Below are 23,020 nucleotides of genomic sequence, written 5' to 3'. Positions count from 1 at the left end.
TTTTCCGTCCTTCCTTTCGTCAAGCTGTCATGCTTATCGGTCATAGGCTCGGCTTTCGTGTCATCGAAGACCAATTCGGAGACTGATTCACCATGCGCTATGCGCTTTATTTCACGCCGCCGATGAGCGACGCGTTGCAGCGAACCGCGTCGCGCTGGCTCGGCCGGAACGCGTTTTCGGGTGCATCGCTCAGCCAGCCCAACGGCTTGGGTCTCGCTCTCGATGAAATCATAGCGATCACGGCGGCGCCGCGCCGATATGGCTTTCACGCGACCATCAAAGCGCCGTTTGCTCTGGCGGACGGCCTGACGAAAGCCGATCTCCTGTCCGAGATCATGCATTTTTGCGGTGAACTGGAGCCCTTCGATCTGCCGCCGCTCCACATCGAACGACTCGGCCCGTTCTTCGCCCTGACGCCAAGCGCTCCATCGCCGGCCCTCCAGAACTTTGCCGACGCGGTCGTTCGCCGCTTCGACCGGTACCATGCTCCGCTGAGCGAGGCTGATCGGGCGCGGCGCAATGTCGATCGTTTGACGGAACGGCAAGTGGCGTATCTGGACAGGTTCGGCTACCCCTATGTCTTCGAGGAATTCCGCTTTCACATGACGCTGACGGGGCCCGTCGATGCCGGTGACGCAGACCGGATCGAGGCGGCTTTGCACCAGGTATTTGCGCCTTTACTGGACAAGCCTGTCACCGTCAGCAATCTGGCGCTGTTCGTGGAACCGGAAAAGGGGGCCAACTTTTCGGTGGATTCACTGCATCCACTCGGATCCTTCAGAGCCGCAAAACGGGCGGCCGCACAATGACGCTTCACGACAAGAATTTGCAGGTACGGATGAGCACGGTGAACGAGACGATCCTGAAGAATGCGATGCTGGTACTGGCCGATCGGGTGGTCGAGGGCCATCTCGTCATCCGCGACGGGGTGATCGCGGAGATCGGCGAGGGGTCGACGTCGGCTCCTGGCGACGATCTCAAGGGCGATTACCTGATGCCGGGCCTCGTCGAACTTCACACCGATCACCTCGAGGGCCACTACGGCCCACGGCCGGGGGTGCGCTGGAATGCGATCGCGGCGGTTCAGGCGCATGACGCGCAGATAGCCGCATCCGGCATCACCACCGTCTTCGATTGCCTGCGCATGGGATCAGATGAGGATGGCGGCTTCAAGCCCGGCGAGATGCGCAGCCTTGCCGATGCGATCGAGCAGGCGCAGCGCGAAGATCGGCTGCGGTCGGATCACTTTCTGCATCTGCGATGCGAGGTTTCGGCGGCGGATGTCCTCGATGCCTTCGAAAAGTTCCGCAGCGACGATCGTGTGCGACTGGCATCGCTGATGGATCATGCCCCCGGCCAGCGGCAGTTCCAGACGATGGATCAGTATACGCTCTACTACAAGACGAAGCGCGGGCTGACCGACGAGCAGTTCGAGGTCTTCGTCGCCAAGCGGCAGGAGCAGTCGGCCCGCTATTCCGCCCCGCATCGTCGCGCAATCGCCGAGCACTGCCGCGGCGCCGGCGTGACGCTGGCCAGCCACGACGACGCGACGCTCGACCATGTCGACGAGGCGATTGCCGATGGCGTCGGCCTTGCCGAATTCCCGACATCGAAGGAAGCCGCTCGCGCGTCGCACGAAGCCGGCATGAGCGTGCTGATGGGTGCGCCGAACGTGGTGCGCGGTGGATCGCATTCCGGCAACATCGCCGCAAGGGATCTCGCCGAAGCCGGCATTCTCGATGTTCTGTCCTCCGACTACGTGCCGTCGAGCCTGCTGCAGGCGGTCTTCAAGCTCGCCGATGATGTGGACGCGATTTCTCTGCCGCAAGCGGTCGCACTGGTCACATCCACGCCGGCGCGGACCGTCGGGATGGACGATCGCGGCGTCGTCGCGGTCGGCAAGCGGGCCGATCTGCTGCGCGTGCGCAATCTCGATCAGTTGCCGATCGTCCGGACCGTGTGGCGTCAGGGACGCCGCGTCATCTGATGGCGGAACGGTCGCTGGGAGATCCTGCGGGAACCTTGATCGTCGTGCTCGGTCCGAGCGGGTCGGGCAAGGATACGATCATCGATTTCGCGCGTGAAACGCTTCGCGGACGAAGCGATGTCTTGTTCGTGCGCCGGGTGGTGACCCGCGACGCTGCCGTTCAGGCTGAAGATCACGACACGCTTGACGAGGCCGCGTTCCTGGCAGCCGAACAGGCGGGCGCCTTCGCCTTCACCTGGAGGGCCCATGGCCTGAGTTACGGCTTGCCGAGCTCGATGGACGGCCATCTTGCCTCAGGCGGCATCGCGATCGCCAACGGATCGCGTGCGACTTTGCCCGATCTGCGGCGACGCTATCCGACGCTCGTGCCGGTGACACTGGCGGTCGCTCCGGATGTTTTGGCTGCACGCATCGCTGCTCGTGGGCGAGAAAGCCAGGCTGAGATCGCGGCGCGGCTTCAGCGCGCGGAGCGGTTCGCGCTCGACACGCCGGACCTGACGATCATCGACAACAATGGCGCCCCGGAAATTGCCGGCCGCGCTTTCGTGCGTCTCATAGAGCAGGTGTCGGCGAGAAACCCCGCTATCGCTTGACGAGCGCGCTCAGGATGTCGGCCGGGCTGACGACGCCGACGATACCGCCATTCTCCACCACGGCCAGCGAACTTGGATAATGGTTGGCAAGCGTTTCCAGCATTTCCCTGACAGGCGTGCGGCGTTTGACCGATCCGCCGACGGTTTCCTTCGCGCCTGCCTGTCCGGGCCGCATCACGTCTTCCGCGCACAGCACGCCAAGCGGATTGAGGTGGGCGACGAACTCGGCGACATAGTCGTTCGCCGGACGTAGCACGATCTCTTCCGGCCGCCCGGCCTGGATGATGCGGCCGCCTTCCATGATCGCAATCTTGTCGCCGATCTTCACCGCCTCTTCGAGGTCGTGGCTGACGAAGAGGATCGTGCACTTCATGCGTTGCTGCAGTTCGATCAGTTCATCCTGCAGCTTCGTGCGGATGAGCGGATCGAGCGCGGAGAAGGGCTCGTCCATCAGAAGGATCGGTGCGCCCGTCGCAAAGGCGCGGGCGAGGCCGACGCGCTGCTGCATGCCACCGGAAAGCTCATGGACCTTGCGGTCAGCCCAATCGGTGAGACCGACCGTATCGAGCTGCGATGCGACACGCTCCTTGCGCTCGTTTGCGGGTACACCCGAAAGCTCCAGGCCGAAGCCCACATTCTCGGCGACCGTCCGCCAAGGCAAGAGGCCGAACTGCTGGAACACCATGGATACGCGCTCGGTGCGCAGTTGCCGGAGAGTCTTGCGGTCCGCCTTGGCCACATCGACCATGCCCTTGCCGGTCTCGACCTTGACCGAACCGCGGGCAACCTTGTTGAGGCCGTTCACGGCGCGCAGCAAGGTCGACTTGCCAGATCCCGACAGGCCCATCAGCACGGCAATCTCGCCTTCGCCAACTTCCAGCGAGCAGTTGTGGACGCCCAGCACCTGATCGGTCTGTTGCTGGATCTCGCTGCGCTTCATGCCCTTGTCCATCAGGGGCAGGGCCACCTTCGGATTGTCGCCGAAGACGATGCAGACGTCTTCGAAGCGGATCATCGGTTGATTGCTCATGCCTCGTTCTCCCGGCGGAAGATGCGGTCGAGGATGATGGCGACGACGACGATGACGAGACCGGATTCGAAGCCGAGGCCCGTATTCACGGAGTTCAGCGCCCGGACGACGGGCACACCAAGGCCGCTGGCACCAACGAGCGCTGCGATGACGACCATCGACAGCGACAGCATGATCGTCTGGGTGAGGCCTGCCATGATCTGGGGCAGGGCATAGGGAAGCTCGATCTTCCAAAGCATCTGGCGCGACGTCGCCCCGAATGCACGGCCGGCCTCGATCAGCGCCGGTGGCGTCGACGAGATGCCGAGATGGGTCAGGCGGATGGGCGCCGGGATGACGAAGATGGCCGTAGCGATGAGGCCTGGCACCATGCCGATGCCGAAAAAGACAATTGCGGGAATCAGATAAACGAATGTCGGCAAGGTCTGCATCAGGTCGAGGATGGGGCGCACCCAGGCGTAGAGCTTCGGCCGATGGGCGGACGCGATGCCGATCGGGACTCCGATTCCCATACAAAGCGCGCAAGCCGAAAGCACGAGCGTCAGGGTTTCGGTCGTCTCGCGCCAATAGCCCTGATTGATGACGAACAGGAAGCCGACGAGCGTCAGCGCTGCCACTTTCCACGAGCGCTGCAGCACATAGGCGAGCGCCGTGAAGATGAGAACCATCACCAGCGGATGGGGTGTCTGAAGAACCCATAATACGCCGTCGATGATGCTTTCCATGACGCTGGCGATGAAGTCGAAGATCCAGGACGCATTGCGCGTCAACCAGTTGACGACGTCGCTTGCCGTCTGTCCCACGGGGATCTTGTTGTCGGCTATCCATTCCATCGAAGTGTCCCCAGTCCTGCCGACCATAACCTGAGCGGTGGGTCGGCCTACGGCGTTCGCCGATCATATATTCGTCGCGGCGGCTGGCCCTCACCTCCCAACTGCGCGACGTCTCATTTTGAAGGTGGCCGCCGGGCGGACCCTAGGGAACGCCCGGCGGCCAATGCGGTGTCAGAGACCGAGTTCGGCGCGAACGGCAGCCAGGCCTTCTTCACCATCGGCCGTCGTCACGCCATCGAGCCATGCGTCTAGTGTGTCGGGGTTTTCGGTGATCCAGGCCTGCGCGGCGGCGCGGGCATCCTCGCCATCGTCGAGGATCGCGCCCATGATCTGGTTTTCCATCTCGAGCGTGAACGTCAGGTTGGTAAGGAATTTCCCGATGTTCGGGCATTCTTCGGCGAGACCAGTGCGCGTGACGGTGTGAACGGTGCCGACATCGCCGAACCATTCCTCACCGCCGGTCAGATACTCCATCTCGATGTTGCTGTTCATCGGATGCGGAGCCCAGCCGAGGAAGACCACGTCATCCTCTGAGTTCACAGCACGGCCGACCTGGGCCAGCATCGCCTGCTCGGAGCTTTCGACGACCTCGAATTCGCCAAGGCCGAACGTGTCGTTCTCGATCAGGCTGATGATATATCCATTGCCTTCGTTTCCTGGCTCGATGCCGTAAATCTGGCCATCGAGTTCTTCTTGGAACGTGGCGATGTCTTCGAAGGTCGTCAGACCCTTGTCATAGGTGTATTTCGGAACGGCGAGCGTGTATTGCGTGCCTTCCAGATTGGTGGCGACTTCCTCGATCGTGCCTTCATCCAGATAAGGCCGGATGGCGCCTTCCTGAGCAGGCATCCAGTTGCCGAGGAAGATGTCGGTGTCGCCATCGGCGATCGACTGGAACGTGACGGGGACGGACAGGATGTTCGTGCGTGTCTCATAGCCCAGCGCTTCGAGAACGAGCGTCGTGGCGGCTGTGGTGGCCGTAATGTCGGTCCAGCCCACATCCGAGAAGGTCAGCGAGGAGCAGGCATCCTGCGCCAATGCCGGCCCGGCGAGGACGGTCGAGACAAGCAGGGCTCCGGCGAATTTCGCGTGGCGTGCCATAGGTATCTGTTCCCTTTTTCTGGAATTGCATCAAGCGCTTCGGCAGCGCAAGCGATGGACGTTAGCATTCCGCTGCTCCGGCAAAAAGCGCCGATTTTTTCTTGATTGACGCATCAATCAAAATAAATTAGCCCCGGATTGCAAGTGCTTTTTTGCATTTTTGGAGTTGGTGATGCCGAAATTGGGAATGGAGCCGATCCGCCGCCGCGCGTTGATCGACGCTGCCATCGCCGAAATCGGGGCGAAGGGCGGCCTCGACGTGACTGTGGGCCAGATCGCCAAGCGGGCAGGTGTGTCGGCCGCACTTGCGCATCATTATTTCGGCAACAAGCAGCAGATCCTGATCGAGACGATGCGTCATCTTTTGCGGGAGTTCAACGTGGTCGCCAAGGGGCGAATGCGGGCTGGGCAGACCCCGCGCGAAAGGCTGAGCGCAATCGTCGAAGCGAGCTTCGGCGTCGAACAGTTCAGCGACGCGACTGTCGCAACCTGGCTCGCCTTTTACGCGGAGACCCGAAAGTCGTCGGAGGCCTACACGCTCCTGAACGTCTATACCCGTCGCCTGCGGAGCAATCTCCTGCATGCGCTGAGGCAACTCAGCCAACGCCCTGAAGACACGGCCGAAATGATCGGCGCTTTGATCGATGGTCTCTACATTCGCCAGTCGCTCAAGCCAGGTCCGGCATCGCCGAAGGACGCCATCCGTCTTGTGGAGAACTTCATCGACAACCTTCTGATCGCGGAGCGCGCCCGATGAGGCCGAACATTCTCACCATCATGGTCGATCAGCTGAACGGGACGCTCTTCCCGGACGGACCGGCGGATTGGCTGCACGTGCCGAATCTGAAGCGGCTTGCCGCGCGCTCCGCGCGCTTTCGCAATGCCTATACGGCCTCGCCGCTCTGTGCGCCCGGTCGAGCAAGCTTCATGTCCGGCCAGCTGCCGAGCCGCACCCGCGTCTACGACAATGCGGCCGAGTTCGCCTCCGACATCCCGACATTTGCGCATCATTTGCGTCGCGCCGGCTACCAGACGTGTCTTTCGGGCAAGATGCACTTCGTTGGCCCGGATCAGCTGCATGGATTTGAGGAAAGGCTGACGACGGACATCTATCCGGCCGATTTCGGCTGGACGCCGGATTACCGCAAGCCCGGTGAGCGGATCGACTGGTGGTACCACAACATGGCGTCGGTCACTGGGGCGGGTGTGGCCGAGATCACCAACCAGCTCGAATATGACGACGAGGTCGCCCATCACGCGCTTGCCAAGATCTACGATCTCGGGCGTGGCAAGGACGATCGGCCTTGGCACCTGACGGTGAGCTTCACGCATCCGCACGACCCCTACGTCGCGCGCAAGCGCTTCTTCGATCTCTACGAGGACTGCCAGCATCTGCAGCCGGACGTGCCGGCCATGCCCTACGAGGCGCATGACCCGCACTCCAAGCGCATCTTCGATGCCAATGACTGGCGGTCCTATGCGATTACCGAGACGGACATCGCCCGGTCGCGGCAGGCCTATTTTGCCAACCTCTCCTATCTCGACGAAAAGATCGGGGCGCTGCTCGATGCGCTGGAGGCCACGCGCCAGGAAGCGATCGTCGTCTTCGTTTCGGACCACGGCGACATGCTCGGCGAGCGCGGGCTCTGGTACAAGATGAACTTCTTCGAGGGCTCGGCGCGCGTGCCTCTGATGATCGCGGCGCCCGGTCTGACGGCTGGCCTCGTTGAAGAGCCCGTCTCGACGCTCGACGTCACGCCGACGCTGGCCGACCTTGCCGGGATATCGCTGGACGACATCATGCCGTGGACCGACGGCGAAAGCCTCGTGCCCGTCGCGGCAGGAACCAAACGCTCTCGCCCGGTGCCGATGGAGTATGCGGCGGAAGCGTCCATCGCGCCGCTTGTCGCGATCCGGGATGGCCAGTGGAAATACGTGCATTGCCAAGCCGATCCGCCGCAACTCTTCGACCTTGAGAACGACCCGCACGAACTCAGCAATCTCGCTGCCGATCCCGTCCATGCAGAGACGGCCGCGCGGCTTGCCGAGGTGGTCGCCGCCAAGTGGGATCTGGCTGCCTTCGATGCATCCGTGCGCCAAAGCCAGGCGCGGCGCTGGGTCGTCTACGAGGCGCTTCGCAACGGCAGCTACTATCCCTGGGATTACCAGCCATTGCGCAAGGCATCCGAGCGCTACATGCGCAACCACATGGACCTGAACGTCGTCGAACACGACAACCGCTTTCCCCGAGGTGATTAATGCGCGCCCAACCCCAAGCATCCCATTTCGTTGACGGACGCTATGTCGAGGATACGGCAGGCGACGCTTTCGAAAGCGTCTTTTCGGCGACCGGCGAGGTAATCGCCAAGCTGCATGCCGCGACCGATGCGATCATCGAGGAGGCTGTCGCGTCGGGTCGGCGCGCCCAGAAGGAATGGGCGGCACTCGCGCCCGTGGAGCGTGGACGCGTACTGCGGCGGGCCGCCGATATCATCCGCGCTCGCAATCGCGAATTGTCGGAACTTGAGACGCTGGATACCGGCAAGCCGATTCAGGAGACCACCGTCGCCGACGCGTCCTCGGGAGCCGATTGCCTGGAATTCTTCGGCGGGCTCGCCGCCACCCTCAATGGCGAGACGATCCCGCTCGGGCGCGATTTCGCCTATACGCGGCGCGATCCGCTCGGCCTATGTGTCGGGATCGGCGCCTGGAACTACCCAACGCAGATCGCATGCTGGAAGGCCGCTCCGGCGCTGGCCGGCGGCAATGCCATGATCTTCAAGCCTTCAGAGATGACGCCGCTTTGCGCGCTGAAGATCGCGGAAATCTTCATCGAAGCCGGTGCGCCGAAAGGTCTGTTCAACGTCGTGCAGGGCCTGGGCGCAGTGGGGGCCAAGCTCGTGTCCCATCCCGCGGTCGACAAGGTGTCGCTGACGGGATCGGTGCCGACGGGGTCGAAGGTCTACGCAGCCGCGGCTGCCAGGATCAAGCACGTGACGATGGAACTGGGCGGAAAGTCGCCGATCATCGTTTTCGCCGACGCCGATATCGAAAATGCCATCAGCGGCGCCATGCTCGGCAACTTCTATTCGACCGGGCAGATCTGCTCGAACGGCACCCGCGTCTTCGTCCATCGCTCGATCAAGGATCGATTCCTGAGCCGTCTTGCCGAACGCACCGCTTCGATCGTGCTCGGCGATCCGCGAAACGAGGAGACCCAGATGGGGCCGCTCGTCTCGCACGCCCAGCGCGCGAAGGTGGAAGCCTATATCGAGAAGGGCAAGGCAGAAGGCGCGCGCCTGATCGCAGGCGGCGAAAGGGTTTCGCCCAAAGGGCTTGAGGACGGCGCCTTCATCGCGCCGACCATTTTTGCCGACGTGACCGACGACATGACGATCGCGCGCGAGGAAATCTTCGGGCCGGTCATGTGCGTTCTGGATTTCGAGGAAGAGGACGAGGTTGTCGCCCGTGCCAACGGCACAGAGTTCGGGCTCTCGGCCGCGGTCTACACGGCCGATCTCACCCGCGGCCACCGCGTCATCGGCCGTATCGATGCCGGAACGTGCTGGATCAACGCTTACAATCTGACGCCGGTGGAAATGCCCTTTGGCGGCATGAAGATGTCCGGCGTCGGTCGCGAGAACGGTCGTGCCGCGCTGGAGCACTACACCCAGATCAAGAGCGTCTATGTGGGCCTCGGCCCGCAGGACGCACCGTACTGACAGGGCTGCGCTCATGACCATGGAAGCGGATTTCGTCGTCATCGGTTCCGGCTCGGCCGGTGCCGCCACCGCCTATCGGCTGGCCGAGGACGGGCGCCATTCCGTGCTCGTGCTGGAATTTGGTGGAACGGACATGGGCCCGTTCATCCAGATGCCGGCAGCACTGTCCTATCCCATGAACATGGGCATCTACGACTGGGGCTTTGAAAGCGAGCCGGAGCCGCATCTGGGCAATCGCAGGCTCGCAACGCCGCGCGGCAAGGTTATCGGCGGCTCGTCCTCCATCAACGGCATGGTCTATGTGCGCGGTCATGCGCGCGATTTCGACGCCTGGGCGGAACTCGGCGCGCAAGGCTGGTCCTACACGGACGTGCTGCCCTACTTCAAGCGCATGGAGCACTGGCACGCCGGCGGGCCCTTCGCAGATGCCGGTTCAGGCGATCCGTCCTGGCGGGGCCGCTCCGGCCCGATGCACATCACCCGCGGCCCGCGCAAGAACCCGCTCTACCGTGCCTTCGTGGAGGCCGGAAAGCAGGCCGGCTTCGAGACGACGGACGACTATAATGGCGAAAAGCAGGAGGGCTTCGGCCCGATGGAGCAGACGGTCTGGAAAGGCCGCCGTTGGTCCACGGCGAATGCCTATCTGCGTCCGGCGCTGAAGAAAAAGAATACCGAGATCGTCCGCTGTTTCGCCCGTCGCGTCATCATCGAGAATGGCAGGGCGACCGGCGTCGAGATCGAACGCGGCGGCGCCATCGAAATCGTGAAGGCGCGGCGCGAAGTGATCATCGCCGCTTCGTCGATCAATTCACCGAAGCTCCTGATGCTCTCCGGCATCGGTCCGGCCGCGCATCTTGCCGAGCACGGCATCGCGCCGATCGCCGATCGTCCGGGCGTCGGCGCCAATCTGCAGGATCATCTGGAGCTCTACATCCAGTATGCATCACTGCAGCCGATCACGCTCTACAAGCACTACAATCTGATCGGAAAGGGCCTCGTCGGCCTTCAATGGCTGCTGTTCAAGTCGGGCCTCGGAGCATCGAACCAGTTCGAGAGTGCTGCCTTCCTGCGTTCGGCTCCCGGCGTCCAGTATCCCGATATCCAGTACCACTTCCTGCCCATGGCGGTGCGCTACGATGGCAAGGCAGCCGCCGAAGGCCACGGCTTCCAGGCTCATGTCGGGCCGATGCGCTCGCCTTCGCGCGGTTCGGTGACGTTGCGCAGCAGCGAGGCCAAGGACAAGCCGGTGATCCGCTTCAACTATATGAGCCATGAGAAGGACTGGGCGGACTTCCGGCACTGTATCCGCCTGACGCGGGAGATTTTCGGGCAGCCGGCCTTTGCCGATCACGCCGGCAAGGAAATTCAGCCCGGCGTCGACCTTCAGTCGGATGCCGATCTCGACGGCTTCATTCGCGACCATGCGGAGAGTGCCTATCACCCTTGCGGAACGTGCCGCATCGGCCGCGCGGACGATCTGATGGCGGTGGTGGATCCCGAATGCCGTGTCATCGGTGTCGACGGTCTGCGCGTGGCCGACAGCTCGATCTTCCCGCAGATCACCAACGGCAATCTGAACGGCCCGTCGATCATGGTCGGTGAAAAGGCTGCGGACCACATTCTCGGCCGCCAGCCGCTCGCACCGGAAAATGCCGAGCCCTGGATCAATCCACGCTGGGAAACCAGTGACCGCTGAAGCGTTGGGCTAGTCGAAGATCACGCCCTTGGTGACGATGAAGCAGCCATAGGGCCGTTCTTCGCTTGTTTGCACGACGGCATAGGCTTTTCGGGCCGCATCGTAGAACGCATGACGTTCGGTCGACGTCATGCCGATGTCGCCGGCCTCCGCGCGGTCTGCGGCTGCCTTGAATTCCTCATGGATAGGCAGGCGTTCATCGGGTCTGCCGACGACCTGCATGTGGGCGATCGGATGATCGACGAAGCTGTCGAGCGGGAAGAGCTTGAAGAGCGCGTCGGCAAATTCCGTGGTGTCGACGCCTGCGAGCCGGACGATCTTCTTCGTCACCGTATGCAGCGCCACCGATGTCGCCGGAAAGTTTGCATCGCAAATGACGAGCGTGTCCCCATGGCCCATCGAGCGCAGGATCCACAGCAATTCCGCGTCGATCATCGTCGGGATGGACTTCAGCATCTCGGTCTCCTTTGTGCGCCTCGCTGCAGTCTTCGCGGCGATCTTGCGCCTGGTCAATCGATCCATCGCTTGATTTCGCGCCCGAAGGCCGCTTATCACTGACGCCATGGAGCAAGCCGCGCTTTCGCGCTGCAGGAATGAGAGGTCGCCCGATGGACATCCGCCAGATCAACGACGAGTACTCCGTCGCAGCCCAGATCGCTGTCGAGGACGTCAAGGAGATCAAGGAGATGGGCTTCAAGTCCATCGTCTGCCATCGTCCGGACGGCGAAGCGGAGGGCCAGCCGGAATTTGATTCCGTGAAGGCCGAAGCCGAAAAGCTCGGCCTTGAGATTCGCCACGTGCCTTTCGGCGCGGAGGGCGTTTCGGAAGACCAGATCAACGCCTTCGTCGACTGCCTGGACGAAATGCCCCGCCCGATGCTCGGCTATTGCCGCTCCGGCGCGCGCTCGACGAAGATTTACGAACTGACCCGGCACATCCGCAATTGAGGGCGAACCGGATCTTCGAAACTTTGGAAGCGCTTGGCCTTGCGAGCGAAGACAGCCGGACCGTCTTCGCGACGGCAACGCGTGATCGCGATGATCTCACCGTTTACCGCGACAGCCATTCCGGCGTCATCTATATCGACGGGTTCTATGTCGGCGACGAGACCTATGCAGACGGTGGCTTCAAGAAAGCCAATACTAGCTTTTTCGGCGTGCCGGATTACGAGCGCTCTGTCCTCTGCCAGCGCCGTGTTGAAACCCTGCAGCCATTCTATGTCGGCCGGCGGATCGCCGACTTCGGATGTGGACGAGGCGATTTTCTCCGGGCCGTCCGATCCAAAGCCGCCTCGGTCACGGGGATAGAGCTTGAGGAAGGCTATGCCCAGGCCCTCCGTGATGACGATATCGACTGCTTTCATTCGCTCGACGACATCGCGGATGCGTCGCTCGACACGCTCTTTTCCTTCCACGTGCTGGAGCATTTGCCTGATCCTTTGGCTATCCTCGATCGCATGTTCGCCAAGCTTAAGCCCGGCGGCCAGTTGATCGCGGAGGTGCCACACGCGTCGGAATTCCTGCTGAACCAGCTCGATTGTCATGCCTACCGGCGGTTCACGCTCTGGAGCCAGCACCTTGTCCTTCACACGCGCCACTCGCTCGCGCGCCTGATTGGCCATGCCGGCTTTACCGAGATCATTGTCGAAGGTGTGCAGCGTTACCCGGTCTCGAATCACCTGCAATGGCTGTCAAAGGGTAAGCCGGGCGGGCACAAATCATCGCTTTCAGTCATCGATACACCGGCGTTGACCGCGGCCTACGCCGATGCGTTGGCGCGCATCGACGCCACCGATACGCTGATCGCATTCGCTGTGAAGCCCTGACCGATTCGACCTTATCCTTTGGCCGCGTTGCGGATGTCGCTCAGTGAGCGCGTCGGCGTGATCGCTTCGGGGTCGATGCGGATTTCGATGATGGCGGGCTTGCCGCTCGCCTTCGCGCGCTCGTAGGCACTTTCGAATTCCGATGTTTCGGTGACCACCTCGCCATGGCCGCCGAAGGCGCGGGCGTAATCGGCAAAATCGGGGTTGGTGAGATCCGTCGCACTGACGCGGCTTGGATATTCACGCTCTTGGTGCATGCGGATCGTGCCGTACATGCCGTTGTTGATGACGAGCACGATGACGGGCAGGTCGTAGCGCACGGCGGTCGCGAATTCCTGGCCATGCATCAGGAAGCAGCCGTCTCCGGCAAAGCAGATCACGTCGCGTTCGGGGAAGAGTTGCTTCGCGGCGACTGCGGCCGGCATGCCGTAACCCATCGATCCCGAAGTCGGCGCGGCCTGGGTCGCGAAGCCGCGGAAGCGGTGGAAGCGATGGAGCCATGTGGCGTAGTTGCCGGCACCGTTGGTGAAGATCGTATCGGCCTTCGCGTTCTCTTCGAGCCAGTTCATGATGGCGCCCATCTGAACTTTTCCGGGACCTTCCGTGGGCGGCGTGGACCAGGTTCGGTAGGCATCGTGGAGGGCCGCAGCGCGGTCCGCACCTGCGGGCGCCGGATTGTGCGCCGTCGAAGGCAGGGCGGCGCAGAAGGCTGCCGGGCTGGCATTGATCGCGATGTCCGGCCGGTAGACTCGGCCAAGCTCGCCGGCATCCGGGTGCACGTGGATCAGCTTCTGGCGCGGGTAGGGGCTTTCGAGAAGCGTGTAGTTGGACGAAGGCATCTCCGAGAACCGCCCGCCCAGAAGCAGAACGAGGTCGGACTCCTTGATCGCCTCTGCAAGGACTGGGTTGATGCCAATGCCGACATCGCCCGCATAGCAGGGGTGCAGGTGATCAAAGAGCGCCTGGCGGCGGAAGGAGCAGCCGACGGGCAGTTCATGTCGCTCGGCAAAGCTCGCAAACCGGCTGACCGCATCGGCGCTCCAGCGTGATCCGCCGAGAATGGCGAAGGGGCGTTCGGCCTCTGTGATCAGCCGCTCGACCTCCTCCATCTGGTGGGGCGAAGGATAGGTCTCGACGGGCGTGTAAGGCTTCGGCTCGGGCGCGTCCACGATATCGCGCAGCACGTCTTCCGGAAGCGTCAGGACCACCGGGCCGGGCCGGCCGGATGTGGCGACGGCGAAGGCGCGCGTCACGAATTCAGGAATGCGGCGGGCGTCGTCGATCTCGCCAACCCATTTGGCGTATTCGGTGAAGGCCCGGCGGTACTCGATTTCCTGGAAGGCTTCGCGTTCGCGCGCTTCGCGCTGCACCTGGCCGATGAAGAGGATCATCGGGGTGGAATCCTGCCGCGCGATATGGAGGCCGGCGGAGGCGTTGGTGGCACCGGGGCCGCGCGTCACGAAGCAAATGCCGGGTTCGCCGGTCAAGCGGCCCCAGGCGTCGGCCATCATTGTTGCGCCGCCTTCCTGGCGGCAGACGGTCACGCCGATATCGGCATCGACCAGCGCGTCGAGGACGGCGAGATAGCTCTCGCCCGGGACGCAGAAGAGCTGCTTCGTGCCATTGGCCACCAATGCGTCGACAATCAGCTGTCCGCCGGTTCTCATCATCACTTCCTTCTTATTGTTCTTGCGGGCGCCGATGCTCGAGGACGCGATCGACCCAAGATTGAAATGCCTCGATCGGTTGCGCAGCGCCGATTTCGTTCAGCGTTTCGTGGCGAAAGCCGGAGAGCAGGGCAAGCGTCACGTCGCGAAAGCCGGCCCGGCGGAGATCGTCCGCCATCCGATCGACGGCTTTTCCGCCGTTCGTCGCGGGATCTTCCGCGCCACCGACGAGATGGATCGGCAGATGTCGATCGATCCCCGACCAGTTGGCGGCATTTCCGCCGCGATAGATCAGGCCGAAAAGGTCCTGCCAGAGCGACACGGACGCATCGAAGCCGCAAAGCGGATCCGCGATATAGGCGTCGACCACGGTCTGATCGTGTGACAGCCAGTCGAACAGCGTCCGGCGGTTCGGCACCGCCTTGCCCCAGGCCTCAAAAGTCAGTCGCGGCAGCATCCCGCTCGGCACGTCGGAACCCTTCATCGCCTTTTCGATGGCGAGGATCGCCTGTGCCGCACGGCCGGCAGCGCCCGCCTGGAAATTGGAATTCCAGACCGCCACGGCGTCGAAAGCAGCCGGGTTGGAGATGACGCTGTTCCACGCAATGAGGCCGCCCATGGAATGCCCGAAGAGAATCACCGGCAGCCCCTGATGGTTCGTAAGCGCATGGGCACGGACCGCCATCACATCGGCCACGACCTTGCGCCGCCCGTCGTTTGCCCCAAAGCGACCGATCGGCGCGTCGGAAGCGACGGTCTGCCCGTGGCCGCGATGATCGTGGGCGTAGACTTCAAGTCCAGTGGCAGCCATCGATCGCGCGAATGCGCCATAACGCGCGGAGTGTTCCGCGAGGCCATGCGACAGAACGAGGATACCGCGCGCGGTGCCGTCCGCCGGCTGGCGACGCAGGCTCAGTGTGGCGCCAGTCGGACTGTCGATGGAGTATGACTGTTCGAAACTCATGGTCATGGCCGCCATGCATAGGCGAGCCGTCCTCCGGTCGCAATCGTCAGCTTAGGGTCGCGAGTGCTCTCGCTTGAGGTTCAAAGCGCGAGAAGCTAACACTCGCTCCATCGCAGAAGAGGTTATGCCATGACCGACGATCTCATTCTTTTCACCAATCCCATGTCGCGCGGACGCATTGCGCGCTGGATGCTCGAAGAAGCCGGCGTGGACTACGAGACGCGGGCGCTGGGCTACGGTCCGGCCATGAAGGGCGCAGACTATCTCGCCATCAACTCCATGGGGAAGGTACCCGCCATCAAGCATGGGGATCGTATCGTCACCGAATGCGCTGCGATTTGCGCCTATGTCGCCGATGCGTTTCCGCAAGCCGGTCTGGCGCCGGCGCTGGACGACCGGGCGGACTATTATCGCTGGCTCTTCTTTGCAGCCGGGCCGCTCGAAGCCGCCGTCACGAACAAGAGCCTGGAAGTGGCGGTGCCCGAGGACAAGCAGGGTTTCGTCGGGTACGGGAATTTCGACGCCGTGATGACCACCCTTGCCAATGCCCTTTCCCGCGGGCCGTTCGTCGCTGGCGAGAAATTTACCGCTGCGGATGTCTATGTTGGCGCGCAGGTCGTCTGGGGTATCCAGTTCGGCACGTTCGAGCAGCGGCCAGAATTCGCGGACTACGCGACGCGGATGACCGATCGTCCGGCCTACAAGCGCGCCAACGAAAAGGACGATGCGCTGATGGCGGAGATGCAGTCGGCGAGCTAATTGCCGATACGCATTGATAGCGGCGCCCGGATTGCATAAAAGCGGGCCAATCGCAAAGCGCCCCCACAGATCCACGTTCGTTACAGGAAAGATCGCGCCCTCATGGCACGTCAATTCATCTACCACATGGCCGGCCTCAACAAGGCTTACGGTGCAAAGAAGGTGCTCGAGAACCTGCACCTGTCGTTCTACCCCGATGCGAAAATCGGCATTCTCGGTCCCAACGGGGCCGGTAAGTCGACCGTGCTCAAGATCATGGCCGGCATCGACAAGGAATATTCCGGCGAAGCCTGGCTCGCTGAAGGCGCCACCGTCGGCTACCTGGCGCAGGAGCCTGACTTGGATCCGGCACTGGACGTGTTCGGCAACATCATGACGGGCGTGGCGCGCAAGACCGCGATCATCGACCGTTACAACGAACTGATGATGAACTATTCCGACGAGACGGCCGACGAGTCCGCACAGTTGCAGGACGAGATGGACCGACTGAACCTCTGGGATCTCGAACAACAGGTCGAGATGGCGATGGAAGCGCTCGGCTGCCCGCCCAAGGAGGCCAGCGTAACGAGCCTGTCGGGCGGTGAGCGCCGCCGCGTTGCGCTCTGCCAGCTTCTGCTGCGCGAGCCCGACCTGCTTCTGCTCGACGAGCCGACGAACCATCTGGACGCCGAGACCACCGCGTGGCTGGAAAAGCACCTGCGTCAGTATCCAGGCGCCGTGATGATCATCACCCACGATCGCTACTTCCTCGACAATGTCACCGGCTGGATCCTCGAACTCGATCGCGGCCGCGGAATTCCGTACGAGGGTAATTACACCAAATACCTCGAAGCCAAGGCCAAGCGGCTCAAGCAGGAAGGCCGTGAGGACGATGCCCGCCAGAAGGCGATCACCCGCGAACGCGAGTGGATGGGATCGAGCCCGAAGGCGCGGCAATCCAAATCGAAAGCCCGTATCGCCGCGTTCGAGGATCTGCTGGCAGCTGCCGACAATCGTCGCCCGACCGATACGCAGATCGTCATCCCGCATGGCGATCGGCTGGGTAACGTCGTTATCGAGGTGGAGAACCTGTCGAAGGGGTTCGGCGATCGGCTACTGATCGAAAACCTCGAATTCAAGCTGCCGCCCGGCGGCATCGTCGGCGTCATCGGCCCGAACGGCGCAGGAAAGACCACGCTGTTCAAGATGATCACCGGTCAGGAAAAGCCCGATGAAGGCTCCATCCGCGTCGGAGACACGGTCAAGCTGGGCTACGTCGACCAAAGCCGCGATGCGCTCGATCCGGACAAGACCGTCTGGGAGGAAATCTCCGGCGGCGCCGAAGTCGTGAAGCTCGGCAAGCATGAAGCCAACACGCGCGCCTATTGCTCGTCGTTCAACTTCCGCGGCGGCGACCAGCAGCAGAAGGTCGGCAACCTCTCCGGCGGCCAGCGCAACCGCGTGCACCTTGCCAAGATGCTGAAGACCGGCGGCAACGTGCTGCTGCTCGACGAACCGACGAACGACCTCGACACCGAAACGCTGGCCGCGCTCGAAGATGCGCTGGAAAGCTACGCCGGCTGCGCCGTCATCATCAGCCACGATCGCATGTTCCTCGACAGGCTCGCGACCCACATCCTGGCGTTCGAAGGCGATAGCCACGTCGAATGGTTCGAGGGCAATTTCGAAGACTACGAGAAAGACAAGGTCCGCCGTCTCGGAGCCGAAAGCGTCAATCCTCGCCGGGTGACCTACAAGCGCCTGACACGGTAAAAGACCAATGGAGACCTATCTGATCACGGGGGTTGGGAGAGGGATCGGCTTCCAACTCGCGCGTCAGGCGCTGGCAAGCGGAGCCCGCGTGATCGGTTCGGTTCGCACTGCAGAGCAGGCCGAAGAACTGCGATCTTCGTTAGGCTCGCAGTTCGATCCGGTCTTATTCGACGTCACCGATCGGCCGGCGATCGAGCGGGCTGCCTCGCTTATCAGCGGGCCGATCGATTGTTTGATCCATTGTGCTGGCATCATCGGTCCGGAGCGACAGTCGACGCTGGATATGGATTTTGCCGGGTTTGAGCACACTTTGATCGTGAACACGCTCGCGCCTTTGCACGTCATTCAAGCGTTCCTACCGAAAATGAGGGCATCTGAGCGCGGCCGGATTCTGGTTCTTTCCAGTCGGATGGGTTCCCTGTCCTACGCTAAATCCGATCACATCGCTTATCGTGCGTCCAAGGCAGCCTTGAACAAGGTTCTCCAAGGGCTTGCTACAGACCTGTTGCCCCGCGGAATTGCGGTCGCGGCAGTTCATCCCGGTTGGGTTCGGACCGACATGGGCGGTACCGGTGCGGATATCGATGCGGCAACCAGTGCCTCGGGTATTCTTCAACTTGCCGCAGATCTCGATTTGAAGCGTTCGGGACGGTTTTGGGCTTATGACGGCAGTGAGCTGGCTTGGTAGCCGTGCATTCCTATCGAAGCGGGTGAGAGAGTTTCCATGACTATGCAAAGCGAAATGTTTGACCTGCCCTATGACGTCACATCGGGTCGGCGGCTTTCCGCGGTGGTTGGGGGTCTGTTCGCGGCCGTCGGCGACGACTTCGTATCCCAGCCGGTCGAGACCCTCGATCTGACGTTCGAAGGCATTGCCGGCGACTTTCATGCGGGGGCAACGCGGCGTTCCGGCGGGCGTGAGCCTTGGTATCCGCGCGGGACGGAAATCCGAAACGAACGGCAGGTCAGCATCGTCGCTGCGGACGAACTGGCGATGGCGGCGGTCGACATGGGCATCGATCGCATCCGCCCTGAATGGATCGGCGCCAATCTCGCGCTCGAAGGCATCCCGCAGCTTTCCATGCTGCCGCCGCGCACACTGCTGTTCTTCGCAAACGGCGTCACCTTGAAGATCGACGGGCAAAACGCGCCTTGCCGGCTGTCCGGCAACTCGATCGCGGATCATTTTCCAGATCACGATCACACCGCACTCGCGCTGTCTTTCAAGGATGCCGCCAAGCGTCGCCGCGGGCTCGTCGCCTGGGTGGAGAAGCCCGGTCGGATCAGTGCGGGCGAAGGCGTGAAGGTGCAGGTTCCGGAACAGTGGATCTATCGCGCCTGAACGATATCGCTGCGGACAGAGGCTTCGACCGGCTTGCAACCGGCCTCAGAAACATATAAAGATATCTTTATATCGTTTTTGGATGTCCCGAATGCTCGATCACTACAAACTCGGTCTCGACGAAATCGTGGACCTGTTGAAAGCCGCCGGTGAGCAGACGCGCATGCGCTTGCTCTGGCTGCTGGCGACGAGCGATCTTACGGTGACCGATCTTACCGACATTCTCGGCCAATCGCAGCCCCGTATTTCGCGCCATCTCAAGCTTCTTGGCGAAGCGGGCCTGATCGAGCGGTATCAGGAAGGCGCCTGGGCCTATTTCAGGCTGACGAGCGAGGGGCGGGCGGCCGGTCTTGCCCGACTTCTGATCGATGCCATCTCGGCCAATGATGCCATTCTGGCGCGCGACGCGGAGCGTCTTCGCGCAGTCCAGAAAATCCGGTCCGAAAAGGCGCAGTCCTATTTCTCCCGCAACGCCGAAAGCTGGGACGATCTGCGCTCGCTGCATGTGAGCGACGACCGCGTCGAGGCGGCATTAACGGAGCTGGTCGGTACGACGCCCTTCGATTCCATGCTCGATCTCGGTACTGGTACGGGGCGCATCCTCCAGCTTTTCCAAGGGCTTTACCGTCGCGGTATCGGCGTGGATGCCAGCCGGGACATGCTTGCCGTCGCGCGTGCGAACCTCGATCGCAACGGGCTCAGCCACGCCTCGGTGCGCCATGGCGACATCTTTAACCTGCCGCTTGACCGCGAGACCTTCGATCTCGTGACGATCCATCAGGTTCTGCACTACCTGCAGTCACCAGACGACGCGATTGCGGAGGCAGCGCGCATGCTGCGGCCCGGCGGGCGGCTGATCATCGTCGACTTCGCGCCGCACGAACTGGAGCGGCTGCGGGAAGAGCATGCCCATGTCCGCCTCGGATTTGCGCACCAGACGATCGGCGATGCCATGCGCTCGGCCGGTCTGTCCATCGAACGGATCGTCGATCTTGAGCCGGAAGAGGAGGGCAGCGAAACGCTGACCGTCACCATCTGGCTCGCACGCGATCCGCGTCTTCTCATTGCCGGCGACGAGAGCGCCGATGTCACCAAGGGACTTGCCTGACCATGTCGCTCCTTAGAAGATCAAGCCCTTCGCTCAGCGCCGACCGGATCAATGTCTCCTTCGAGTTCTTCCCGCCGAAGACTGGGGACATGGAGACGCAGCTTTTCGAAAGCGTGTCGAAGCTCGCGCCTTTCAATCCGGATTTCGTCTCGGTGACCTACGGGGCCGGCGGCTCGACCAAGCAGCCGACGCTGAACACCGTCAGTCGCATTCATCGCGAGACCACGTTGGCGACCGCGGCGCATCTGACCTGCGTCGATGCTAGCCGGGAAGAGGTCGATGCGGTCGTTCGTGAGTTTTGGGACGTAGGCGTCCGCCATTTCGTGGCGCTGCGTGGTGATCCGTCCGGCGGCATCGGCACGCGCTTCAAGCCACATGCGGATGGCTATGCCAACGCGGCAGAGCTCGTGGCCGGCTTGAAAGCTTTTGCCGATTTCGAGATTTCCGTTTCCGCCTATCCGGAAAAGCATCCGGAAAGCCCGGATTTCATGACCGACATCGACATGCTGAAGCGCAAGGTGGACAACGGCGCGACGCGGGCGATCACGCAGTTCTTCTTCGACAACGATACCTATGAGCGTTACGTCGAGCGCGTCCGTCGCGCGGGGATTTACATTCCGATTGTTCCCGGCATCCTGCCGATCCACAATTTCGGGCAGGTGGCGCGATTTGCCGGCATGTGCGGGGCGTCGGTCCCGGCATGGCTCGCCGAACGGTTCGATGGGTTGGAAGACGATGCGCAGACCCGTTCGCTGATCGCCGCCGCGCTTGCTGCCGATCAGGTCATGGACCTCGTCGAGCGCGGCGTTCACGACTTCCATTTCTACACGATGAACCGGGCCCAGCTCGTCTATGCGATCTGCCATTTGCTCGGCTTGCGCAGCCGGGCGCCGCAGGCGGAAGACAAGTCCGTCGCAGCTGCATGATCTGGGGCTAGGAAGCTTTCACCGGCGGCTTAGTCGGAAAAAGGAAAAAGGGGATCGCCGACGAGACGATCCCCTTTTCCTATTCTTGCTGGGTCTACGTAATGAAGGCGCTTTCGAGCCCTAGTCCCTTCAGGCGAATGTCCCTTCAGATGAAGAGCATGCCCCCGATGAAAGCGAACGCGGCACAGATCATGACGACATTGAACTGTTGCGTCAGTCTCATAGTCACCTCCTCGCAGTTAACCTCCTGATAATAGGTGTTAACACGTAGCGCGAAAAGGGAATTCGTTGCTGCACTGCGATACGGCGCGATACGAATGATTTCAATTTTGCCGCTAGCGCGCTGTTTTGTTTTCATCTTGTTGCCATCGTCGCAGGCGTAGGAAGGGTGGATAACGTGTTCGCGCCGCACCGCCTGGAGTGGATTCGACCGCCGACCTTTACCCTCAGTGACAAACTGATAGCGTCCGCCATCATCAGGAGCCGACCCCATGCAGCGATTCACGACCGGAACCGAGGCGGCGCTCACGCTGAGGCCAGACGCGCCGCTCTATTGTTTTCGGCCGAAAGTTCTCGTCGAGGATGCGCAGCGCTTCATGCGCCAGTTTCCGGGCGAGACTGCCTATGCGGTGAAGACCAATGGCGAGCCGATGGTGCTCGAAACCCTGGTCAAGGCGGGCGTGAAAATCTTCGACGTGGCGTCCCCCGCCGAATTTGCGGCCGTTCGCGCCGCCTCCAAGGATGCCGAGATGCTCTACATGCATCCGGTCAAGGCGCAGTCGGACATCCGCCTTGCGCTCGAGACCTACGGCATACGGGTGATGTCGCTCGATCATGAAGACGAGATCGCCAAGGTGCTGCGCATCGTGCGGGCGCTCGATCTCGATCCGGCGGACTTCACCATATTCGTCCGGCTTCAGACCAAGGGGCACGCGGCCTACGAACTTTCGAAGAAATTCGGCGCCGCGCCTGGCCATGCGGTGGAACTGGTCCAGCGCCTCGATCGCATCGGCTTCAAGGTTGGGCTGTGCTTCCATGTGGGAAGCCAGATCGCCGAATCGGAATCTTACGAGCGCGCGTTGGCATCCGCAGATTGGGTGCGCAGTCGTGCGGGTGTCTCGCTCGCCGGCCTGGACGTCGGCGGCGGCTTTCCTGCCGAATATGGTCACGACCCCAATCGCAAGAAGCCCGACTTTCCAAGCATCGACGAACTGCTGGAGCGCCTCGACGTCAATCTGACCGATTGGGGTTTCAAGACACTGCCGCTCGTCGCCGAGCCGGGCAGAGCGATCGTCGCGCGTTCCTTTTCGCTGGTCGTCAGGGTTTTGCTGCGCAAGGGACGGCGGCTTTATATCAATGACGGCATCTGGGCTTCGCTGTCGGACAGCTGGACCGGCAAGATCACGCTGCCAGCCCGTTTCATCCCGGACCCCGCGCGCAAATCACGCAATGGCGATCCCGAGAACGTGGTGCCCTTCAAGGTCTGCGGCGCTACCTGCGACAGCGTCGACATCCTGTCGCGGCCGTTCTGGTTGCCGGAAACGGTGGATACGGGCGATTGGATCGAGATCGGCCATATCGGCGCTTACTCACTGTCGCTGCGCACGCGCTTCAACGGTTTCTATCCGGACGATTTCGTGGAAGTCACGACCGCGTTCGGAGACGAAGGCGCCCCCGAAGGCTTCGCCAGCCTGGAAACGATGGCCTCTTGAGCC

The 23,020-nt window shown here is 62.2% G+C and carries 23 protein-coding genes; 16 read left to right on the top strand and 7 right to left on the bottom strand.

Annotation, left to right across the window (positions count from 1 at the left end; all coding sequences use genetic code 11):
- Nucleotides 1-92: 92 nt before the first annotated feature.
- The 3 genes from GC125_RS15600 to phnN are packed head-to-tail and all read left to right on the top strand — an operon-like array spanning nucleotide 93 to nucleotide 2,580.
- A complete protein-coding gene (locus GC125_RS15600) occupies nucleotides 93-809 on the top strand; it encodes a DUF1045 domain-containing protein (protein ID WP_151986485.1) in 717 nt (238 codons plus the stop codon).
- On the top strand, nucleotides 806-1,987 hold the full coding sequence (locus GC125_RS15595) for an alpha-D-ribose 1-methylphosphonate 5-triphosphate diphosphatase (protein WP_502706065.1): 1,182 nt from the start codon (nucleotides 806-808) through the stop codon (nucleotides 1,985-1,987). The genes GC125_RS15600 and GC125_RS15595 overlap by 4 nt, the downstream gene beginning before the upstream one ends.
- Nucleotides 1,987-2,580 (top strand): phosphonate metabolism protein/1,5-bisphosphokinase (PRPP-forming) PhnN, encoded by a 594-nt coding sequence (gene phnN / locus GC125_RS15590; RefSeq protein ID WP_151986484.1) that lies wholly within the window; start codon nucleotides 1,987-1,989, stop codon nucleotides 2,578-2,580. The genes GC125_RS15595 and phnN overlap by 1 nt, the downstream gene beginning before the upstream one ends.
- On the opposite strand, the gene choV is transcribed toward phnN, so the two are convergent.
- The 3 genes from choV to choX form a co-directional block, all read right to left on the bottom strand.
- Nucleotides 2,570-3,610 (bottom strand): choline ABC transporter ATP-binding protein, encoded by a 1,041-nt coding sequence (gene choV / locus GC125_RS15585; RefSeq protein WP_151986483.1) that lies wholly within the window; start codon nucleotides 3,608-3,610, stop codon nucleotides 2,570-2,572. The two genes, phnN and choV, sit on opposite strands and share 11 nt — an antisense overlap.
- Nucleotides 3,607-4,443 (bottom strand): choline ABC transporter permease subunit, encoded by an 837-nt coding sequence (gene choW, locus GC125_RS15580; protein WP_151986482.1) that lies wholly within the window; start codon nucleotides 4,441-4,443, stop codon nucleotides 3,607-3,609. Before choW ends, choV begins: the two co-directional genes overlap by 4 nt.
- 171 nt (nucleotides 4,444-4,614) lie before the next feature.
- The gene (choX, locus tag GC125_RS15575) at nucleotides 4,615-5,544 is read right to left on the bottom strand and encodes a choline ABC transporter substrate-binding protein (RefSeq protein ID WP_151986481.1); all 930 of its coding nucleotides are present in this window, start codon (nucleotides 5,542-5,544) and stop codon (nucleotides 4,615-4,617) included.
- Nucleotides 5,545-5,716: 172 nt separating this feature from the next.
- Between choX and betI the strand changes: the two genes are divergently transcribed.
- From betI to betA, 4 genes are read left to right on the top strand one after another with little or no spacing between them, the layout of a single operon-like run.
- A complete protein-coding gene (gene betI / locus GC125_RS15570; RefSeq protein WP_151986480.1) occupies nucleotides 5,717-6,301 on the top strand; it encodes a transcriptional regulator BetI in 585 nt (194 codons plus the stop codon).
- The gene (gene betC, locus GC125_RS15565; RefSeq protein WP_151986479.1) at nucleotides 6,298-7,803 is read left to right on the top strand and encodes a choline-sulfatase; all 1,506 of its coding nucleotides are present in this window, start codon (nucleotides 6,298-6,300) and stop codon (nucleotides 7,801-7,803) included. Before betI ends, betC begins: the two co-directional genes overlap by 4 nt.
- Nucleotides 7,803-9,266, top strand: coding sequence for a betaine-aldehyde dehydrogenase (gene betB / locus GC125_RS15560; protein ID WP_151986478.1), 1,464 nt, complete (start codon nucleotides 7,803-7,805; stop codon nucleotides 9,264-9,266). Before betC ends, betB begins: the two co-directional genes overlap by 1 nt.
- Before the next feature lie 13 nt (nucleotides 9,267-9,279).
- On the top strand, nucleotides 9,280-10,962 hold the full coding sequence (gene betA / locus GC125_RS15555; RefSeq protein WP_199864605.1) for a choline dehydrogenase: 1,683 nt from the start codon (nucleotides 9,280-9,282) through the stop codon (nucleotides 10,960-10,962).
- A gap of 9 nt (nucleotides 10,963-10,971) precedes the next feature.
- On the opposite strand, the gene GC125_RS15550 is transcribed toward betA, so the two are convergent.
- Nucleotides 10,972-11,418, bottom strand: a complete 447-nt coding sequence (locus GC125_RS15550) for an RbsD/FucU family protein (RefSeq protein WP_151986477.1) — start codon at nucleotides 11,416-11,418, stop codon at nucleotides 10,972-10,974.
- 152 nt (nucleotides 11,419-11,570) lie between these two features.
- On the opposite strand from GC125_RS15550, the gene GC125_RS15545 reads away from it, so the two are divergent.
- Nucleotides 11,571-11,909, top strand: coding sequence for a protein tyrosine phosphatase family protein (locus GC125_RS15545; RefSeq protein ID WP_151986476.1), 339 nt, complete (start codon nucleotides 11,571-11,573; stop codon nucleotides 11,907-11,909).
- A 23-nt stretch (nucleotides 11,910-11,932) separates the two neighbouring features.
- On the top strand, nucleotides 11,933-12,787 hold the full coding sequence (locus tag GC125_RS15540; protein ID WP_199864604.1) for a class I SAM-dependent methyltransferase: 855 nt from the start codon (nucleotides 11,933-11,935) through the stop codon (nucleotides 12,785-12,787).
- A gap of 11 nt (nucleotides 12,788-12,798) precedes the next feature.
- Here GC125_RS15540 and GC125_RS15535 read toward each other — a convergent pair whose 3' ends face one another.
- Entirely contained in the window at nucleotides 12,799-14,454 is a 1,656-nt protein-coding gene (locus GC125_RS15535) for a thiamine pyrophosphate-binding protein (protein WP_151987976.1), read from the bottom strand.
- Nucleotides 14,455-14,467: 13 nt separating this feature from the next.
- Entirely contained in the window at nucleotides 14,468-15,424 is a 957-nt protein-coding gene (locus GC125_RS15530; RefSeq protein WP_286165535.1) for an alpha/beta fold hydrolase, read from the bottom strand.
- Between the two features lie 123 nt (nucleotides 15,425-15,547).
- On the opposite strand from GC125_RS15530, the gene GC125_RS15525 reads away from it, so the two are divergent.
- The 6 genes from GC125_RS15525 (at nucleotide 15,548) to metF (ending at nucleotide 21,305) form a co-directional block, all read left to right on the top strand.
- On the top strand, nucleotides 15,548-16,177 hold the full coding sequence (locus tag GC125_RS15525) for a glutathione S-transferase family protein (RefSeq protein ID WP_151986474.1): 630 nt from the start codon (nucleotides 15,548-15,550) through the stop codon (nucleotides 16,175-16,177).
- Nucleotides 16,178-16,279: 102 nt separating this feature from the next.
- The gene (gene ettA / locus GC125_RS15520) at nucleotides 16,280-17,929 is read left to right on the top strand and encodes an energy-dependent translational throttle protein EttA (protein WP_151986473.1); all 1,650 of its coding nucleotides are present in this window, start codon (nucleotides 16,280-16,282) and stop codon (nucleotides 17,927-17,929) included.
- A gap of 7 nt (nucleotides 17,930-17,936) precedes the next feature.
- Nucleotides 17,937-18,617, top strand: coding sequence for an SDR family oxidoreductase (locus GC125_RS15515; protein ID WP_151986472.1), 681 nt, complete (start codon nucleotides 17,937-17,939; stop codon nucleotides 18,615-18,617).
- Nucleotides 18,618-18,659: 42 nt separating this feature from the next.
- Complete coding sequence (locus GC125_RS15510; protein WP_502706105.1) at nucleotides 18,660-19,271, top strand: MOSC domain-containing protein; 612 nt, start codon at nucleotides 18,660-18,662, stop codon at nucleotides 19,269-19,271.
- A 91-nt stretch (nucleotides 19,272-19,362) separates the two neighbouring features.
- Nucleotides 19,363-20,379, top strand: coding sequence for an ArsR/SmtB family transcription factor (locus tag GC125_RS15505; RefSeq protein WP_151986471.1), 1,017 nt, complete (start codon nucleotides 19,363-19,365; stop codon nucleotides 20,377-20,379).
- 2 nt (nucleotides 20,380-20,381) lie between these two features.
- Entirely contained in the window at nucleotides 20,382-21,305 is a 924-nt protein-coding gene (gene metF / locus GC125_RS15500; protein WP_151986470.1) for a methylenetetrahydrofolate reductase [NAD(P)H], read from the top strand.
- A 145-nt stretch (nucleotides 21,306-21,450) separates the two neighbouring features.
- Here the strand turns inward: metF and GC125_RS15495 are convergent, their stop codons facing one another.
- Complete coding sequence (locus GC125_RS15495; RefSeq protein ID WP_151986469.1) at nucleotides 21,451-21,798, bottom strand: hypothetical protein; 348 nt, start codon at nucleotides 21,796-21,798, stop codon at nucleotides 21,451-21,453.
- Here GC125_RS15495 and GC125_RS15490 point away from each other — a divergent pair.
- Nucleotides 21,797-23,017 (top strand): alanine racemase, encoded by a 1,221-nt coding sequence (locus tag GC125_RS15490; protein ID WP_151986468.1) that lies wholly within the window; start codon nucleotides 21,797-21,799, stop codon nucleotides 23,015-23,017. The genes GC125_RS15495 and GC125_RS15490 overlap by 2 nt on opposite strands.
- Nucleotides 23,018-23,020 lie beyond the last annotated feature (3 nt).

This window comes from Rhizobium sp. EC-SD404 (assembly GCF_902498825.1).
Lineage (GTDB): Bacteria > Pseudomonadota > Alphaproteobacteria > Rhizobiales > Rhizobiaceae > Georhizobium.
This window is presented reverse-complemented; position numbering and strand designations above follow the sequence as displayed.

Coding starts and splice junctions, on each gene's coding strand:
- GC125_RS15600 (WP_151986485.1), top strand. CDS start 93: ATGCGCTATGCGCTTTATTTCACGCCGCCGATGAGCGACGCGTTGCAG.
- GC125_RS15595 (WP_502706065.1), top strand. CDS start 806: ATGACGCTTCACGACAAGAATTTGCAGGTACGGATGAGCACGGTGAAC.
- phnN (WP_151986484.1), top strand. CDS start 1,987: ATGGCGGAACGGTCGCTGGGAGATCCTGCGGGAACCTTGATCGTCGTG.
- choV (WP_151986483.1), bottom strand. CDS start 3,610: ATGAGCAATCAACCGATGATCCGCTTCGAAGACGTCTGCATCGTCTTC.
- choW (WP_151986482.1), bottom strand. CDS start 4,443: ATGGAATGGATAGCCGACAACAAGATCCCCGTGGGACAGACGGCAAGC.
- choX (WP_151986481.1), bottom strand. CDS start 5,544: ATGGCACGCCACGCGAAATTCGCCGGAGCCCTGCTTGTCTCGACCGTC.
- betI (WP_151986480.1), top strand. CDS start 5,717: ATGCCGAAATTGGGAATGGAGCCGATCCGCCGCCGCGCGTTGATCGAC.
- betC (WP_151986479.1), top strand. CDS start 6,298: ATGAGGCCGAACATTCTCACCATCATGGTCGATCAGCTGAACGGGACG.
- betB (WP_151986478.1), top strand. CDS start 7,803: ATGCGCGCCCAACCCCAAGCATCCCATTTCGTTGACGGACGCTATGTC.
- betA (WP_199864605.1), top strand. CDS start 9,280: ATGACCATGGAAGCGGATTTCGTCGTCATCGGTTCCGGCTCGGCCGGT.
- GC125_RS15550 (WP_151986477.1), bottom strand. CDS start 11,418: ATGCTGAAGTCCATCCCGACGATGATCGACGCGGAATTGCTGTGGATC.
- GC125_RS15545 (WP_151986476.1), top strand. CDS start 11,571: ATGGACATCCGCCAGATCAACGACGAGTACTCCGTCGCAGCCCAGATC.
- GC125_RS15535 (WP_151987976.1), bottom strand. CDS start 14,454: ATGAGAACCGGCGGACAGCTGATTGTCGACGCATTGGTGGCCAATGGC.
- GC125_RS15530 (WP_286165535.1), bottom strand. CDS start 15,424: ATGACCATGAGTTTCGAACAGTCATACTCCATCGACAGTCCGACTGGC.
- GC125_RS15525 (WP_151986474.1), top strand. CDS start 15,548: ATGACCGACGATCTCATTCTTTTCACCAATCCCATGTCGCGCGGACGC.
- ettA (WP_151986473.1), top strand. CDS start 16,280: ATGGCACGTCAATTCATCTACCACATGGCCGGCCTCAACAAGGCTTAC.
- GC125_RS15515 (WP_151986472.1), top strand. CDS start 17,937: ATGGAGACCTATCTGATCACGGGGGTTGGGAGAGGGATCGGCTTCCAA.
- GC125_RS15510 (WP_502706105.1), top strand. CDS start 18,660: ATGCAAAGCGAAATGTTTGACCTGCCCTATGACGTCACATCGGGTCGG.
- GC125_RS15505 (WP_151986471.1), top strand. CDS start 19,363: ATGCTCGATCACTACAAACTCGGTCTCGACGAAATCGTGGACCTGTTG.
- metF (WP_151986470.1), top strand. CDS start 20,382: ATGTCGCTCCTTAGAAGATCAAGCCCTTCGCTCAGCGCCGACCGGATC.
- GC125_RS15490 (WP_151986468.1), top strand. CDS start 21,797: ATGCAGCGATTCACGACCGGAACCGAGGCGGCGCTCACGCTGAGGCCA.
- GC125_RS15495 (WP_151986469.1), bottom strand. CDS start 21,798: ATGGGGTCGGCTCCTGATGATGGCGGACGCTATCAGTTTGTCACTGAG.